The organism is Acetobacter sp. DsW_54 (assembly GCF_002153575.1).
GTDB lineage: Bacteria > Pseudomonadota > Alphaproteobacteria > Acetobacterales > Acetobacteraceae > Acetobacter > Acetobacter fabarum.
Genome location: NZ_JOPD01000009.1, coordinates 75,704 through 91,726, shown reverse-complemented (window position 1 = coordinate 91,726; position 16,023 = coordinate 75,704). Strand labels below are relative to the sequence as shown.

General features: G+C 61.0%; 15 protein-coding genes and 1 other RNA gene. 4 read left to right on the top strand and 12 right to left on the bottom strand.

All coding sequences use genetic code 11. The annotated features are described in order from the left end of the window. Window positions 1-39: 39 nt before the first annotated feature. The 5 genes from HK20_RS05845 to HK20_RS05825 all read right to left on the bottom strand — a co-directional run bounded on the left by HK20_RS05845 (window position 40) and on the right by HK20_RS05825 (window position 5,749). Complete coding sequence (locus HK20_RS05845) at window positions 40-1,206, bottom strand: AGE family epimerase/isomerase (protein WP_086646142.1); 1,167 nt, start codon at window positions 1,204-1,206, stop codon at window positions 40-42. Further along, a complete protein-coding gene (gene rfaE1, locus HK20_RS05840; RefSeq protein ID WP_086646141.1) occupies window positions 1,199-2,653 on the bottom strand; it encodes a D-glycero-beta-D-manno-heptose-7-phosphate kinase in 1,455 nt (484 codons plus the stop codon). The genes HK20_RS05845 and rfaE1 overlap by 8 nt, the downstream gene beginning before the upstream one ends. A gap of 37 nt (window positions 2,654-2,690) precedes the next feature. Further along, window positions 2,691-3,704, bottom strand: coding sequence for an ADP-glyceromanno-heptose 6-epimerase (rfaD, locus tag HK20_RS05835; protein ID WP_086646140.1), 1,014 nt, complete (start codon window positions 3,702-3,704; stop codon window positions 2,691-2,693). Between the two features lie 211 nt (window positions 3,705-3,915). Next, the gene (locus HK20_RS05830) at window positions 3,916-5,082 is read right to left on the bottom strand and encodes a nucleotide sugar dehydrogenase (protein ID WP_086646139.1); all 1,167 of its coding nucleotides are present in this window, start codon (window positions 5,080-5,082) and stop codon (window positions 3,916-3,918) included. A 139-nt stretch (window positions 5,083-5,221) separates the two neighbouring features. Beyond that, window positions 5,222-5,749: a hypothetical protein gene (locus HK20_RS05825; protein ID WP_086646138.1), complete on the bottom strand. Its 528-nt coding sequence runs from the start codon at window positions 5,747-5,749 to the stop codon at window positions 5,222-5,224. A gap of 308 nt (window positions 5,750-6,057) precedes the next feature. Between HK20_RS05825 and HK20_RS05815 the strand changes: the two genes are divergently transcribed. After that, window positions 6,058-7,632: a glucoamylase family protein gene (locus HK20_RS05815; protein ID WP_233129097.1), complete on the top strand. Its 1,575-nt coding sequence runs from the start codon at window positions 6,058-6,060 to the stop codon at window positions 7,630-7,632. A 58-nt stretch (window positions 7,633-7,690) separates the two neighbouring features. Here the strand turns inward: HK20_RS05815 and HK20_RS05810 are convergent, their stop codons facing one another. From HK20_RS05810 to ssrA, 6 genes are all read right to left on the bottom strand, one after another. Further along, window positions 7,691-8,182, bottom strand: a complete 492-nt coding sequence (locus tag HK20_RS05810) for a hypothetical protein (protein ID WP_086646136.1) — start codon at window positions 8,180-8,182, stop codon at window positions 7,691-7,693. 141 nt (window positions 8,183-8,323) lie between these two features. Continuing rightward, window positions 8,324-8,716 (bottom strand): VOC family protein, encoded by a 393-nt coding sequence (locus HK20_RS05805; protein ID WP_086646135.1) that lies wholly within the window; start codon window positions 8,714-8,716, stop codon window positions 8,324-8,326. Window positions 8,717-8,784: 68 nt separating this feature from the next. Further along, window positions 8,785-10,440: a fumarate hydratase gene (locus HK20_RS05800; RefSeq protein ID WP_086646134.1), complete on the bottom strand. Its 1,656-nt coding sequence runs from the start codon at window positions 10,438-10,440 to the stop codon at window positions 8,785-8,787. A gap of 49 nt (window positions 10,441-10,489) precedes the next feature. Continuing rightward, the gene (locus HK20_RS05795; protein ID WP_086646185.1) at window positions 10,490-11,023 is read right to left on the bottom strand and encodes an SspB family protein; all 534 of its coding nucleotides are present in this window, start codon (window positions 11,021-11,023) and stop codon (window positions 10,490-10,492) included. Between the two features lie 58 nt (window positions 11,024-11,081). Then, window positions 11,082-11,225: a hypothetical protein gene (locus HK20_RS12960; protein ID WP_158093036.1), complete on the bottom strand. Its 144-nt coding sequence runs from the start codon at window positions 11,223-11,225 to the stop codon at window positions 11,082-11,084. Window positions 11,226-11,227: 2 nt separating this feature from the next. Then, window positions 11,228-11,554: a transfer-messenger RNA gene (gene ssrA / locus HK20_RS05790) on the bottom strand. A 115-nt stretch (window positions 11,555-11,669) separates the two neighbouring features. Between ssrA and thyX the strand changes: the two genes are divergently transcribed. Together thyX and HK20_RS05780 are read left to right on the top strand one after the other, a co-directional pair. Then, the gene (gene thyX, locus HK20_RS05785; protein WP_086646184.1) at window positions 11,670-12,587 is read left to right on the top strand and encodes an FAD-dependent thymidylate synthase; all 918 of its coding nucleotides are present in this window, start codon (window positions 11,670-11,672) and stop codon (window positions 12,585-12,587) included. A 341-nt stretch (window positions 12,588-12,928) separates the two neighbouring features. Beyond that, window positions 12,929-13,153 carry a hypothetical protein gene (locus HK20_RS05780; protein ID WP_143296460.1) on the top strand — a complete coding sequence of 75 codons (225 nt, stop codon included), beginning with the start codon at window positions 12,929-12,931 and terminating at the stop codon, window positions 13,151-13,153. 221 nt (window positions 13,154-13,374) lie between these two features. Here the strand turns inward: HK20_RS05780 and HK20_RS05775 are convergent, their stop codons facing one another. After that, entirely contained in the window at window positions 13,375-14,520 is a 1,146-nt protein-coding gene (locus HK20_RS05775) for an Mrp/NBP35 family ATP-binding protein (RefSeq protein WP_369823028.1), read from the bottom strand. 186 nt (window positions 14,521-14,706) lie between these two features. Between HK20_RS05775 and HK20_RS05770 the strand changes: the two genes are divergently transcribed. Next, window positions 14,707-15,954: an OpgC family protein gene (locus tag HK20_RS05770; protein WP_086646132.1), complete on the top strand. Its 1,248-nt coding sequence runs from the start codon at window positions 14,707-14,709 to the stop codon at window positions 15,952-15,954. Window positions 15,955-16,023: the final 69 nt, after the last annotated feature.

Genomic DNA, 16,023 nt, shown 5'->3' with positions numbered 1-16,023 from the left:
CGGGTGTTTTTGCTCCCTTCCCATGCCCCGCTTGAGTGTTCAGGCGTGTTCGGGTGGGGGCAGGTGCGCTTTTGCCGCACCATAAATATGGTAGAGCGAACTTGCTGGCATGTGGTCCACCGCTGGTGTGCCGTCTGGCCCCATGCGGTCGATCCAGCCGCCGCGCAGGTGTGCGGGGGCAAAATCTGCAAAAAATAAGCGGGTCAGGTCGGTTTGCAGTCGGCTGTCTTCCGCAGTGCTCCCTCCTTCTGCCTGCCTGCATGCCAGCAGGCGGAGCAGCTCGGTCTGGGGCCAGATGCGGGTGCCGGTCTGGGTGAGCGTGCCATCATCCATCATGCCGTCCCGCACAAGCTGGTGGGTCACGCCATGCCGCCTGCCGGACTGGTAAAGATGTTCGGCTACATGGCGCAGTGCTGTTACGGCCTTATCGGTGGGGTTGAGGCGCGTATAGGTGCCAAGTAGCCATGCCCACTCAAACAGGTGCCCCGGTTCCACCGGGTTCTGGCCATATGCGTGGCAGGGTGTCCAGTTGGGGCCAAAAAATTCCAGCAGCAGGCCCGAACGCGGGCTGATAAAGCGCTCGCGCGCCAGAGCAACCAGAGATTGCGCGCGGTCGAGGTAAAACTGGTCCGCCGTGGCCTCAAAAAGCGCAAGATACGCTTCCAGCAGGTGCATGTGCGGGTTCTGGCGGCGGGTGGCATCTGGTGCGGGCACGGCATCGGCAAAACCGCCGTGGGGGGCATGGAAAATGCCTTCCACCTCCAGCGCGGTTTTTTGTGCAACCGCAAGCAGTGCGGGCTCCCCGCTCAGGCGGTAGGCCCATGCGTAGGCAAACAGGATGAAGGCGTGGGCATACAGGTCGCGCACGGTGCTGGACGGGCGGCCATCTGGCCCGATGGCAAACACCCAGCCCGGCTGGCCATCGGCCTGCCAGTAGCGGGCCTGCACTGTGGCCAGAGCGTGCAGGGCGTTGTCTGCCGCGTTAAAAACACCATCCAGCCGGGCCTGGCAGAAGGTGGCAATCTGGCGGGCCTGCACCATAAGGCGCAGATGCGGCAGGGGCAGTGGGGTGGCATCAAACGCCAGCCGCTCGTGGTACAGGTGGCGGGTGGGGTCGTAGCCTGCGCTGCTCCATAAGGGGAGCGCCTGATGGGCCAGCCACGCGGCCCATGGCGGTGTGCCGGGCTGCGCCGTATGCTCAGACATTGGAAGGCTTGGCGTGCGGCGCGTTCATTTTCCGGACCAGATTGCTGGTTGAACAGCCTGCGACCAGCGAGACCAGTTCCACCCGCCCCCCGGCGGCCTTGACCACATCGGCCCCGACTACGGTATCCTCTGTGTAATCCGCCCCTTTAACCAGCACATCGGGCTGGAGGGCGGTAATCAGCTCCAGTGGGGTATCTTCTTCAAAAATGACCACCATATCCACGTCGCGCAGGGCGCGGATGACCGTGGCGCGCGCCATTTCGTCCTGCACGGGGCGGGTTGGGCCCTTGAGCCTGCGGACGGAGGCATCGCTGTTAATGGCCACCACCAGCTTGTCCCCCAGTTGTGCCGCAGCATGAAGGAGGGAGACATGCCCCGGATGCAGCAGGTCAAAACAGCCATTGGTGAACACAACGCTGGCTCCGTGCTGGTGCCACCGGCGCATGACCGCGCAGGCCTGTGGCCATGTGGCGATCAGCCCCGTATCGGGGTTGTCTTCCTTGAGCTCCTCGGCCAGCTCGGCGCGGGTAACGGCGGCAGTGCCCAGCTTGCTGACGGCAATGGAGGCCGCTACCGTGGCAATGACAATGGCGGTATCCAGGTCCTGCCCGGCGGAGAGCACGCTGCCAATGGTGGCGACCACCGCATCTCCGGCCCCCGAGACATCATACACCTCAGATTTGCGGGCGACCTGATGGCGGATATGTCCGTTGCGCTGCCACAGGGTCATGCCCTCTTCGGAGCGGGTGATCAGCACATCGCCCCCGAACTGGGCGGAGGCCGCCTGAGCCGCGTGTTCCACCTCTGCGTTCGTGTGCAGGGGCAGGCCGGTGGCCACGGCCATTTCCGCCCGGTTGGGGGTTATCAGGCTGGCGCCACGGTATGCGGCAAAGGTCTTGCGCTTGGGGTCCACAATAACGGGAATATTTTTGGCCCGTGCATGCCCGATAACCGCCTGTAGCACCGGCTCGGACAGAACACCCTTGGCGTAATCGGAGCAGATCAGCACGTCCGCCGTATCCAGTGCGGCAATGCAGTGCGCGATCAGGCTGTTCCGGGTGGCGGGGGAAAAGTCGATAATGGTTTCGTCATCAATGCGCACGATCTGCTGGTGCCCGCTGACAACCCGCATTTTGGAAATGGTCGCCCAGCCCGGTTCAGCCACAAGGCCGTGCACGTCTATGCCGGGCCATGTGGCAAGGGCGTTGCGCAGGGTCTGGGCGTTTTCATCCTGCCCGACAACGCCAATCAGGCTGACCGTACAGCCCAGTGCTGCGGCATTGACGGCCACATTGGCGGCCCCGCCGGGTACGGCACTCTGGCGGGCCTTGCGCAGCACCGGCACGGGGGCCTCGGGCGAGATCCGCTCCACCGCGCCAAAAACATACTGGTCCAGCAGCAGGTCGCCGATAACAACAAGCCGTCCGAATTCAAAATTTTCAATCATGGATGCTCATGCTCGCGGGGGGCGGGGGGTATGGCGGTCATGGTGTGTGGTCTGGCCGGGTGCGCAGCAGGTGGTGCACATAGTCGGCCACACCGTTGGCCACATTGTCCAGTGCTACGGTGCACCCGGTGGCGCGCAGGGCACGCATGTCCGCCTGTGTGTAGCACTGGTAGCGGCCACGCAATGTGTCGGGGAAGGGAACATACTCCAGTATGCCGGTGCGCACCATTTCGGCCCGGTCCAGCGGGGGCAGGCTGCGCGCGGCGCGCACGGTGTTCACGACTGTTGTGGCAACATCATTAAACGGCTGTGCCTTGCCTGTGCCCAGGTTGAACACGCCGCTATGCCCGGGGTTGTCAAAGAACCAGAGCTTGGTGGCCACCAGATCCTTGACCGCAATAAAATCGCGCATCTGCTCGCCCGGCTGGTACGGCCCGTATTCCCCAAACAGGCGGACGCGCCCTTCGGCCATGAACTGGTTGAAGTTGTGGAACGCCACGGAGGCCATACCGCCCTTGTGCTGCTCGCGCGGGCCATACACGTTAAAGTAACGGAAGCCCGCAACCTGCGTGCTCAGCCCGGGCAGGGCGCGCCTGACCACCTGATCAAACAGCAGTTTGGAATAGCCATAGACGTTGAGCGGCTTTTCGTTGGCGGGGGCTTCGGTAAAGGTGGTGGACGCGCCATAAGTGGCCGCACTGGAGGCGTAGAGCAGGCGGGTGCCCGTGTTCTGGCAGTAGGCCAGCAGTTTTTTGCTGGGTTCGTAATTGCTGGCCATCACGTAGCGGCCATTGCGCTCGGTGGTGGAGGAGCAGGCCCCTTCATGAAAAATCGTGTCTATTGGCCCGTAATGGCCAGCACTCAGGGCGTCGTAGAACGTGTCCTTGTCCACGTAGTCGCTGATCGCAAGGTCGGCCAGATTAAGCGCCTTGTCGCCGTTGGTCAGGTTGTCCACGGCAATAATGTCGGTCAGCCCGCGCTGGTTAAGGGCATGGATGATGTTGCTGCCAATAAACCCGGCACCCCCGGTGACAATAAGACGTCTGGCCATATCAGCACGGCACCATGTGCTCGGGGGGAGGAACGGTTACGGTCATAGGCGCCAGCTCTGGGTTCTGTGTCTTTGCACGGTGGTTCAAAACAGCGGACGCGCCCATGGTGCTTCCAGCCTGAGCCGATACTAATTGCACAGGCATGAACAGGCAAATACAACCCCGCCCCCCCACCCGCGGCGGGTGCGCCGGGGTGTGCTTGGGTGGTGCTCAGTCGCTGCCGAACAGGTCGCGGGTGAACACGCGGTCCTTTACATCAGCCAGTTCGGGGTGGTGGCGGTTGCTGACAATAATGGACGACACAGCCTTGAACTCATCCAGATTGCGCAGCACGCGTGAGCCAAAGAACTGTTCTTCCGCCATGGCAGGCTCATAGACCACAATCTCGATCCCCTTGGCCTTGAGCCGCTTCATGATCCCCTGAATGGAGCTTTGCCGGAAGTTATCGGATGCTGTTTTCATGGCCAGCCGGTAAATGCCGACCACCTTGGGCTGCATGGCCAGAATCTGGTCGGCCAGAAAATCCTTGCGAGTGCGGTTGGCGTCCACAATGGCGCGGATCAGGTTCTGGGGGACCTGCATGTAGTTGGCCAGAAGCTGTTTGGTGTCTTTGGGCAGGCAGTAGCCGCCATAGCCAAAGGAGGGGTTGTTGTAATGCTGGCCTATGCGCGGGTCGAGGCAGACACCCTCTATAATCTGGCGCGTGTCCAGCCCACGGGCCAGTGCGTAGCTGTCCAGTTCGTTAAAAAAGGCCACGCGCATGGCAAGGTAGGTGTTGGCAAACAGCTTTATGGCCTCGGCCTCTGTGGCTTCGGTAAACAGCAGGGGCACGTCTTTTTTGATCGCCCCTTCAAGCATAAGGGCGGCAAAGCGTTCGGCCCGGGCGCTGCGTTCCCCCACAATAATGCGCGACGGGTGGAGGTTGTCATACAGTGCGCGGCCTTCGCGCAGGAACTCGGGGGAAAAAATGACCTGCTCGGTGTTCAGCTCCGCGCGGATCTGGTCCACAAACCCGACCGGAATGGTGGATTTGATAACAATGGTCGCCTCGGGGTTGAGCGCGCTGACACGGGCAATCACATCCGTTACGGAGGATGTGTCAAAGTAGTTTTCCTGCGCATCATAATTGGTCGGGGTGGCAATGATGACAAAGCTGGCATCTTGGCTGGCTGCGGTCAGGTCTGTTGTGGCACTCAGGCTGAGTGGCCTGTTGTGCAGGTAGTCCTCGATCTCGGTATCAATAATGGGGGAGACCCGGTTATTCACCTTGTGGACCCGCCCGGCATCCACATCCACGGCCATTACGTCATGGTGCTGGGCCAGCAGAATGGCGTTGGACAGGCCAACATACCCAAGACCGACAACTGCAATTTTCATGGTGTTCTTTCCCCCACACCCTGCGTGATCGGGGCGTATTGTCCCGGTGCGTCAAGGCGTTGCAATACATGAGCCGCCAGAATCCGTCACGCTGTTTTGCAGGGTGTTGTGCCGCGGCCGGGGGCTTAAAAGGCCCGGCCTAATGGGCCTGTGCGCGCAGGCGGAATGTCGGCGGGCGCGGGGGTATGGCGGTTTTTTTGGAAATAACCAGATACTCATGCGGGTAACGGCCCAGTTTGATGGCGCGCATATGGGCCTTAAGGGCCAGCAGGGTTTCAAACGAGTGGGGGTGGTACTCGGCTATTGTGTCTTCACGCCCGACAACCAGAGTGGAATCCGCAAAGGCAATCAGCAGGCAGTGCTGGGTGTTTTGCAAGAACAGGTGGTCTTTCCCCTGGGCAAAATATCCGCTCAGGCGTTCGCGGGTTTTGGAAAACAGGTAATAGGCGGGCTTGTAAAAGGTTCTGCCCCCTTTTTCCTCCGCGGTCATGACTAGAAATGAGTGGCTTTTTGCGGGTGGGGGAACCAGCACATGGCTGGTGGCAAGGCCACGCAGGCCATATTCCAGCCGGGATACCAGAATATCCACAAGCTCATAAACAAATCGGAAAATGTTGTAGCGGTATGTCATGGCGGAATCATATTCGGGGCTGGAATGATCAGGCACTCCTTATATCCCTAACAGGAGGAGCTGCGCACGGTGTTGTTTTGCATGCTTGTGGGGCGGTCAGGGCTGGGCAGGCATGCTGTATGGGTGGTGGCCGCCCACATAGCCTTTGAGGCACACATAAAACGTGAATATTTTCTGAAATTCGGCAGATTCCGTGGCGCTGGCCCCCGCTCCGCTCTGGCGGGGTGCGGGACATGGCCCCTATATTCAACGCCCGTTCCGGTGCAGCGCGGCAACCGGGTCGGACAGAAAACAGCCCGCTGCGGCAGTGGCGCTGGTGTGAACAGATGAGGAATGCAAGGCTTATGGTACTGAGGCGCTTTTTTGCACACGGCAAGACAAAAACCAGCCTGCCCGCACAGGGGCAACGCCAGAGGAACGGTCGGGTTTGTCTGTCCTTGCTCATGCTCTGTAGCGCATTGACCGGCCTTGCAGCAGGGGGGGGCGCACAGGCGGCGGCAACATCCTCTGTTGTGGCGCGAGCCCCCAGCCCTTTCCACCCTGACCAGACAGACAGGGCTTTTCTGGCGGATCTGGAGCACCGGACCTTCCTGTGGTTCTGGGATTCGGCAGACCCCGCAACCGGGCTGGTGCCCGACCGCTACCCATCGGACCAGACCCAGTCCAGCGTTGCGTCCATTGGCTTTGCGCTGACCGCCTACGGCATTGGTGCGGACCGGGGCTACATTAACCGCCAGCAGGCCGTGGACCGGACCCTGACAACCCTGCGCTACCTGTGGAAGCTCCCCCAGAACGACAGCCCGGACAAAGCCGCGGGCTTCCATGGCTTTTTCTACCACTTCCTCAAGCGTGAGAACGGGCTGCGCCTTAACCCGGATATTGAACTGTCGAGCATAGACACGGCCCTGCTCATGCAGGGGGTGCTGTTTACGACCAGTTACTATACGCATGATTCCGCCGCCGAGGCCGAAATACGTGACCTGGCCGCCAAGCTGTTCAACCGCGTGGACTGGCGCTGGATGCTGCGCCCGGATAACCGGCTGAGCATGGGCTGGTCACCCGAGCGTGGCTTTTTATCCAATTACTGGGAGGGGTATAATGAGGGCATGATGCTGTATGTGATGGGCCTTGGCTCCACCACGCATCCGCTCGACCCGACATCATGGCAGGCATGGATTTCCACCAACAAGAGCCGTTGGGGCGAATCCTATGGTCAGACCTTCCTCAACTTCGCCCCCCTGTTCGGCCACCAGTACACCCATGCATGGATCGACTTCCGGGGTATCAAGGATGACTGGAGCCGTTCGGCCGGGATTGATTATTTTGAAAACAGCCGCCGCGCCGTGTACGCCCAGCAGGGCTACGCGACCCAAAACCCCGGAAAATGGCAGGATTACGGGCCAAATATCTGGGGCCTGACAGCAAGTGACGGCCCGGCAGAAACCACAAAGGTGGAAAACGGCCAGCAGCGCAAGTTCATGGCCTATACCGCCCGTGGCGTCGGGCGTGACTACACGCTTGATGATGGCACACTGGCCCCAACAGCGGCGGGTGGCTCCGTAGCGTTTGCGCCAGAACTGGCCATTCCCGCCCTGCGCACCATGCGCGACAAATACGGGGACCGCATCTACAGCACCTATGGCTTTGTAGATGCCTTCAACCCCAGCTACCATGATGGCAAACAGGCCTACTGGGCGGATGATACCTATATTGGCATCGACCAGGGGCCCATTCTGCTCATGGTGGAAAACTGGCGGGATGGCATGGTGTGGAACACCATGAAGGATAATCCCATTATCTGCCGTGGCCTGCTGCGCGCGGGCTTTAGAGGGGGCTGGCTGACCACCCGCCACGGGATTGTGGACCATGATGATGCCGTGCGGCTCAAGCAGCAGCAGGCACAGACCAAGGCAGGTTAGGTCAGGGCAAGGCCCGCGGCCGGGAAAGTAAAAACAGACTTCTTTCCCGGCCTATCGGTTAGTATTTTTCGGCCTGTATGGGCGCGCTAAGGGGCTCGCGATGATTTTTTTCGTCATCCGTGTCATGGCTCAGGCGGTATAGCCTGTACACGTCGGGGTCATCCTTATCGAGTTTGTGCATTTTGATCCGGATGCTCTCGCCGTACACATCATCAGCAGAGGTGGAGAGATCCACAATCGTGCCGATCAGAGTACCGGCCACCATATTGCCAAAAATCCAGCCTGCGTTGTGGCTTTCATCCACACCGGTAACGGGGGCATAACCGGGCTTCTGGCACCGGATGATCAGGTTGTTGTGGCTCTTGGCAACCGTAAATTCGCCCGGCGTATGGAATGTGCTGATCGGTTTGCCCGCTCTGGTTACGTCGCAGACAGCCCCCGGAGGGTCAGAGTTGATGGAGATGGTCTGCTTGGGAGGTTCCAGAATTGTTGCACAGCCTGATAATGCCATCAGACCCAGTAAAAAGAGTTTCTGCTGAGATTTTTGCATATTCCGGAACCTAGAAATTATTTTCAAAATCAATACAAAATAATTTGTTACCGGACTATAGCGCGCCCCAGCATAGATGAACAGCATACTTTGGCCTGAGTCCTGCTGTTCATTCTCTGCTTTGGGGGAATCTGTTGTGTTTTATCCTTGGTAAGATGCAATTTCGATCAGGTTTTCATCCGGATCGTGGCAGTAAACCGAGGTAATGGGGCCAATGGCGCCAAGGCGGGCGACGGGGCCATCCACAATGGTAATGCCGCAGTTCTTCAGGTGCTCTACCACGTCATCACTGGTAATGGCGGTAATAAAGCACAGGTCATTACCACCGGGCAGGGCATGGGTTGCCGTGTCCCAGCCGGTGGCATCGTGCGGGCGGAGGTTAAGCTTCTGCCCGCCAAAGCGCAGGGCGGTGCGGTTGTTGCGCCCGTATTCTTCCCGCTCCATGCCAAGTACACGCTGGTACCATGATGCGGAAATTTCGACATCGCGCACGGTCAGGACAACATGATCCAGACGATCGACTGTAAAGCGCATGAAAACCACACAGCTCCTCTTCTGTCTGCCCCGCCATGGTGTGGCGGCGGGGCAGCCCCGGTGGGGGGTTACAGTTCAGCGTAGAAGTCGTTGCCTTTATCATCAATAACAATAAAGGCGGGAAAATCCTCTACCTCGATCTTCCACACTGCTTCCATGCCCAGTTCGGGGTATTCCAGCACCTCCACCTTACGGATGCAGTCCTTGGCCAGCCGGGCGGCGGGGCCACCAACGGAGCCAAGGTAGAAGCCGCCGTATTGCTGGCATGCATCCCGCACGGCCTTGGAGCGGTTGCCCTTGGCAAGCATAACGTAGGAACCGCCATTGGCCTGCAATTCGGCCACGTACGAATCCATGCGCCCGGCCGTTGTGGGGCCAAAGGAGCCTGTGGGCATGCCAGCGGGCGTTTTGGCCGGGCCTGCGTAGTAAACGGGGTGGTCTTTCAGGTACTGGGGCAGGCCCTCGCCGCGCTGGAGCCGCTCGCGGAACTTGGCATGCGCAATATCACGCGCAACAACCACGGTGCCGGTCAGGGCCAGCCGGGTCTTGACCGGGTATTGCGAGAGGGTCTTGCGGATTTCATCCATCGGGCGGTTGAGGTCAATGCGCACGGCTTCGCCCTCAAGGTGTTCGTCCGTGGTTTCGGGCAGGAAGCGCGCGGGGTCGTGTTCAAGCTGTTCCAGAAAAAACCCTTCCGCCGTGACCCGCGCCTTGATCTGCCGGTCGGCGGAACAGGAAACACCAATCCCCACGGGGAGCGAGGCCCCATGCCGGGGCAGGCGCACCACGCGCACATCGTGGCAGAAATACTTGCCGCCAAACTGCGCGCCAATACCCAGCTTGCGGGTAAGCTCAAGCACCTTCTGCTCCATCTCCAGATCACGGAAGGCGTGGCCGGTCATGTCGCCTTTGGTGGGCAGGGCGTCATACCAGTGGGTGGAGGCCAGTTTTACGGTCTTGAGCGTCTGCTCGGCGGACATGCCGCCAATAACAATGGCAAGGTGGTAAGGCGGGCAGGCGGAGGTGCCCAGCGTGCGCACCTTTGTATCCAGCCAGTCCAGCAACTGCTGCTCGGACCCCAGCAGGGCGCGGGTTTCCTGGAACAGGAAGGTCTTGTTGGCCGAGCCGCCACCCTTGGCCACAAACATCAGGTCCATCTGCTCGTCATGCACGCCGGCGGGGCTGGCGAAGATGTCGCATTGCACGGGCAGGTTGGTGCCGGTGTTCTTTTCCTCGAACATGGTGAGCGGGGCCATCTGCGAATAGCGCAGGTTGGTGCGGGTATAGGTTTCGTACACACCGCGGGAAAAGGCGATTTCCTCGTTCCCTTCCACCCAGACGCGCTGGCCTTTTTTACCAAATACAATGGCGGTCCCGGTGTCCTGGCACATGGGCAGGATGCCCCCTGCGGCAATGCAGGCGTTCTTGAGCAGGTCAAGCGCTACAAAGCGGTCATTGTCCGAGGCTTCGGGGTCTTTGAGGATATTGGCCAGTTTCTGCAGGTGCGAAGGGCGCAGGAAATGCGCAACCTCATGGAAGGCGCGGGCTGTCAGCTCGGTCAGCGCCTCGGGGGTAACGTGCAGAACGGTTTTGCCACCGCAATGCGATGTGCTGACACCACCTGCAATATCCACCTTGCGGTATTCTGTTGTGTCCTCCCCCAGAGGGAACAGGGGGGAATAGGCAAACTCTGGCAGTGGGGGGCGGGGGGGCTGGCTGGTCATGGTCGTGTCTCTACTCTCTCCGTCGGCCTGACCCCCGCGCACCGGGGGCTCAGGCTGGTGATGGTCCCTTGCGGCGGAAGGCGTCAAGGCTGACAACTTGGGAAGAGGAGTCGCCCTGTGCTTCCGCACTCTCTCCGGCATCGGCCGGCGTGTGGTCTGTGGGTGCGGGCTCCTCATCCTCCACCGGCTCAAAATGCAGGTTGAAGTGGATGGAGGGGTCTGCAAACCCGGTAATCGCCCGGACGGGAATGACCAGAATGGACCCAACACCCCCAAAGGACAGACCAACGGACACAATACCGGCATCGCGGTCCACGTTGAGGTCCCAGAACTGGTGTTGGAGCACAATGGTCATCTCGTGCGGGTACTGGGCACGGAGCCGGTCGGGAATTTGCACGCCAGACAGGTCCGTGCGGAAACTCAGATAGAAATGGTGCTCGCCTGCAAGCCCTTCGCGGCTCACATGTTCGAGTGCTTTGAGCATGACGTCCCTGTAGGCTTCCTCCAACCACTGGTCGTAGGGCAGCAGGCTGGGGGGGAGGGTACCGTCATTTCCCGGGGTATTGTTGTGGTCATCAGCCATGCTTGGTCTCCTTGCTTCAGCCGTCTGGGGGCGGCTGGCCATACGTATCACTCTAGCGTCAGCCATGCGCGAAAGGTTCGGCCAGTGCAAGCGCCAAGGCCTGCCTGCGGCCATGCCGCAGGGCAGGGGCCGGGCGGGCCGCCACAGCACATACGGGCCATGCCTCAGGGCGTGGCGGAATATAATAGGGGAAAAATGGCATGAAGTGGGAGGGCTTCTGTTGCCCGGTGCCCTCCCGAACCGCGCTTATTGCTTATGCAGCAACAGCGAGCACCTCAGTGTTATCATTGGCACTTGTAAAATTAGCCCGATAACGGTGGTACAATACCGGGCAAAAAAGATGTCTTTACTGCGCGTGTCGAGCCTGTTTCGTCCCCATCTGTCCGGGTCTTGCGATCCGGATTTATGGTGGAGACGCCGGGTACCGCCCCCGGGTCCACTACGCCTATGCCACATCCCGTTTATTGCCATAGCCGCAAGAAATCTTCCGGCACCCCACACATAGGAACTTGGCTTCCAAAATGCAAGCGCCTGCAGGTCTTTCTGCCTTCCCCGTGTGGGGGTATGCCTGCTACAACCGCGCGCATACACGCGGGCCTACCGTGTGCGCTGTCTGTTTTTTTCTAGCATGGTGGAGATCCTGCGCATGTCACTGACCGAAGCACAACGCGCCGAAATTGCGGCCCACGGGCAGGAAACATTCTCCACCCGCCGCCCGACCGTGGCAGCACTTGAAGCCATGCTGTACGCCCCGCAGGAAGTGCTCGACCACGGCTTTTTGCGCGTGATCGACTATATGGGCGATGATGCGGCCATTGTGCAGGCGGCCCGTGTTTCCTACGGCCGGGGCACGCGCAAGGTATCGGAAGATGCCGGGCTGATCCGCTACCTGATGCGGCACCGCCATTCCTCCCCGTTTGAAATGTGCGAGATCAAGTTCCACGTCAAACTGCCCATTTTTGTGGCGCGGCAGTGGATTCGCCACCGTATGGCGAGCGTGAACGAGTATTCGGCCCGCTACTCCATTCTGGATAGCGAGTTCTATCTGCCCGACCCCGCCCACATGGCTGCCCAGAGCGAAGTCAACCGTCAGGGCCGGGGCGAGATTCTGGCCCCCGAAGCCGCCGCCGAGGTGCTGGACATCCTGCGTGAAGACGCCATGCGCACTTACCGCGACTACGAGCGCATGCTGGACGGGGAAAACGGCTACGGCCTTGCGCGTGAACTGGGGCGCATCAACCTGACGCTGAACACCTACACGCAGTGGTACTGGAAGATTGACCTGCATAACCTCATGCACTTCCTCGCCCTGCGCATTGACCCCCACGCACAGTACGAAATTCGCGTGTATGCCGAAGCCATGCTGAAAATCCTGCACGCATGGGTACCCACCACCGCCGCTGCGTTTGAGGAATACCGGCGCGGGGCGGTGACGTTCTCGGCCTCCATGATGGCGGTTGTCCGCCGCATGCTGGCGGGCGAGGTTGTGGAGCAGGCTGGTTCGGGCCTGAGCCGCCGTGAGTGGGATGAAATGATGGCCACCCTGCAAACCCCCACACCCTGAGCAGGCGCGGGGCGCATTGCAGCCCAACCTGTTTTTATGCGAGCGCCGTGGGGCCTGTCCCTCCGGCGCTCATTTTTTATCAAGACATCTGCATTAAATCTGGGCGGACTTGACGCCTGTCCTGTCAAACGCCGCAGTAGCGGGCCATAAACAGGGCAGCGCTCGGGTTTGTATTGCCGTGCGCCATGTTTGCCTGCCATGCTCGCCCTACCCGCAAGTCCGGTTCCGGGGGACGGCAAGACCGTAGGATTTCTGGGGAATTATAAGGAGCATTCATGTCTTGTCCCAACCGGCGTTCTGCCCGCCTTGCCCTGTCCGCCTTTGCCTGTGCGCTCACATTGATGGCAGCGGGCCTGCCAGCCCGGGCCGATACGGCGCGCGAACAGCAGACCAAAGCCTGCAAGGGCGATGCCCTGCGCCTGTGCGCCTTTGCCATTCCCAATGAAAAAAGAATTACAGCCTGCATGGAGCGTAAAAAAGACAAGCTCAGCCCCGCCTGCCGTGCGTATTTCAAGGACACACCAGCCCCGCAGGCCAAGGCTAAAACGCCCCAGCCCAAGCGCTAGGCTATACCGGCTCCGGTATTGGGCCTGACATTTGGCCCCATATCTGGGCTGCTATGGAGCGGCTGCGTGTGAGGGGCTGTTGAGTGGGCAGGATGCCTGCCGGGTGGCCCTTTGGCATAAGGTGCTGCCCATGGCCCGTGCCGGGGCTTTTGCGGCAGTCTGCGCGGGCCTGATGCCTTGCAGGCAGGGAGCGTCCGGCCCGCAAGGTGCAGGGGGTGGTTTTAGGCCTGCAGGGTCTGTATGGCCGTGGCCACGGTGTGGGCAATGGCGCGCCATGCCTTGCCGCCTTCGCTCTGGGGTGCGCCAATAACCAGCGGTACGCCACTATCCGCGCTGGAGCGGATGTCTGCCAGCAGCGGCACTTCCCCCAGAAAGGGAACCCCCATGGCTTCGGCCTCGCGCCGTGCGCCGCCATGGCCAAACAGCTCTGTATTATGCCCGCAGTTGGGGCAGCAGAAGTAGGACATGTTCTCCACCAGCCCCAGCACCGGCACCTTGACCTTTTCAAACATGGTCACGCCCCGGCGGGCGTCGATCAGGGCGATGTCCTGCGGGGTGGAGACAATAACAGCCCCGCTCAGCGGCACCTTCTGGGTGAGCGAGAGATGGGCATCCCCCGTGCCCGGCGGCAGGTCCACCACCATGACATCCAGATTGCCCCAGTCCACATCGGTCAGCAGCTGGTTGATCGCGCCCATAACCATGGGGCCACGCCAGATCATGGCGGCTTTTTCGTCCACCAGCATGCCAAGGGAGACGGCGCGGATACCCCATGCCTGCACGGGTTGCAGGCGGCCTTCCACAACCTCTGGCTTGCCCGTTGTGCCCAGCATGCGGTGCAGGGAGGGGCCATGAATATCGGCATCCAGCAGGCCGGTTTTCAGCCCTTCCATGCCCAGCCCTACGGCAAGGTTGACTGCGGTGGTGGACTTGCCCACCCCACCCTTGCCCGAGGCCACGGCAATAATGGTTTTAACACCGGGCAGCACGGGGGCATCGGGCGCTGCGGGTGTGCCCCCAAGCGGGCGGTGCCCACCGGCAGCCGGTTGGGCCGCGGCGGGTGCGCTGCGCTGTGGGCGGGTGTTTGGCTCCGGCGCACCTGCGGGGCGGTGCGCGGTCAGGATAAGGGTGGCGCTGGTGATGTTGGGCAGGGTTTGCAGCTTTTGGGCGGCTTCATCACACAGGCCGGACAGCTCGGGGGCCTGCTCGCGCGGGACGGCCAGCGTCAGGGTCAGGCGGCCGGTATCATCCACCATGCAGCTTTCCAGTCGCCCGGCGCTGGCAAGGGAAAGCCCGGTCTGTGGCGTTCTGATGGTCCTGAGAAGGTCCATCAGTGTGTCAGAAGAAAAAGGAGCAGTCTGCGCCAAGGGTCTTGTCCTGTGCCGTGGGGGTTACAACACCGTACTTGGGGGAAGATACGGCAAAGAGGGGCGCGCCGTTGGGGGCGGCCATGGGTTATAACGCCTTTTTTCTGGCACATACAGGGTGGTATGGGTAGAGGAACAGCCGGGGAATAACCAACGGGCGAGGCAGGGCCGTGCCGAAAGGGTAAGATGCAGGCACACACGGACAAGGCAGGCACGGTACAGGCAACACCCGCCACGGGTGCGCCTGCGCAGGAGCCGGGTGGCGCAGTCGCCCCCACGGTACCAGTGGCAACCCCCACGCGCAGCCGCCGCGACCACAGGATTGACGCCCTGCGGGGTGCCGCCCTGCTGATGATGTTCATAGACCATATTCCCCAGAACCTGCTTAACCGCTTTACCATGCGCAACGTAGGCTTTGCCGATGCGGCGGAGGTGTTTGTGCTGCTGGCGGGCTATGCGTCGTGGCTGGCCTATGGGCGGGGCTTTACCAAATACGGTGTGCTGCCCACCCTGCAACGCCTGTTCAAGCGCTGTGTGCAGCTCTACATCGGCCAGACCATTATGGTCATGGCCTATGTGTTTACGGTGCGGGGGTGGCGGCATTTTACGCCCGTTTCGGTCGATTATCTGGAGCCGGAGCTGGCCCACGGTCTGGGCTGGGTCTGGCGGGTGATGATGTTTGACGCCCTGCCCAGTAACCTCAACATCATGCCGCTCTATCTTGTGCTGCTGGGCGGGTTCCCCATTTTTTACCTGCTGATGCGGATCCACCGTTCGCTGGCCCTGCTGCTTTCGGGGGCCTTGTGGATGCTGGTGAACATGGACCCGGGGCTGAATTTTCCCAACTGGCTGGACCCCGATGGCTGGTACTTCAACCCGCTGGCGTGGCAGTTCCTGTTTGCACTCGGGTTGACGGCCTCCGCCCAGACCCAGCAGCGCGGCCGAGACTTCAAACGGGTGCCAGCCCTTGTGGCGCTATGCTGGGTGTACCTGCTGTTTTCGGCCATTCAGGCATTTCCGTGGGCCCTGTGGGGTCTGCCGGACCTGCGCCCGTTTGGCGATACGCTGGCCCCGGCCAAAAGCTGGCTCTCGCCTTTGCGGCTGCTGGATGTGATGGCCATTTTCTACCTTGTCCAGTCCTCCGAGCCTGCGCGCCGGTGGGCGGCCGAATCGTGGGTAGGGCAGGAACTGGCCCGAGTTGGCCGCAGCTCGCTGGAGGTATTTGTGGTCGGCACCATACTGGACCTGTATGCGCGGCTTATCTTCAGCACCTTTGGGGAGGGCTGGGCCCTGCAGGTTGCGGTAAACGTTGTGGGGCTGGCTATTCTGATCAGCCTTGCCTCATGGCTGGACCGGCGGCGCACACGGGCGCGGGCTGGCCGGCCGGTAGCTCCGGCGGCACCCGTTGCGGCCCCCGGCGCGACACAGGGGTAGGCTATGCTTGCCGTTTTGGCACGCCATGAATAACCTTACCCCCCAGTCTTCGAGAATTGTCCTGTCCCG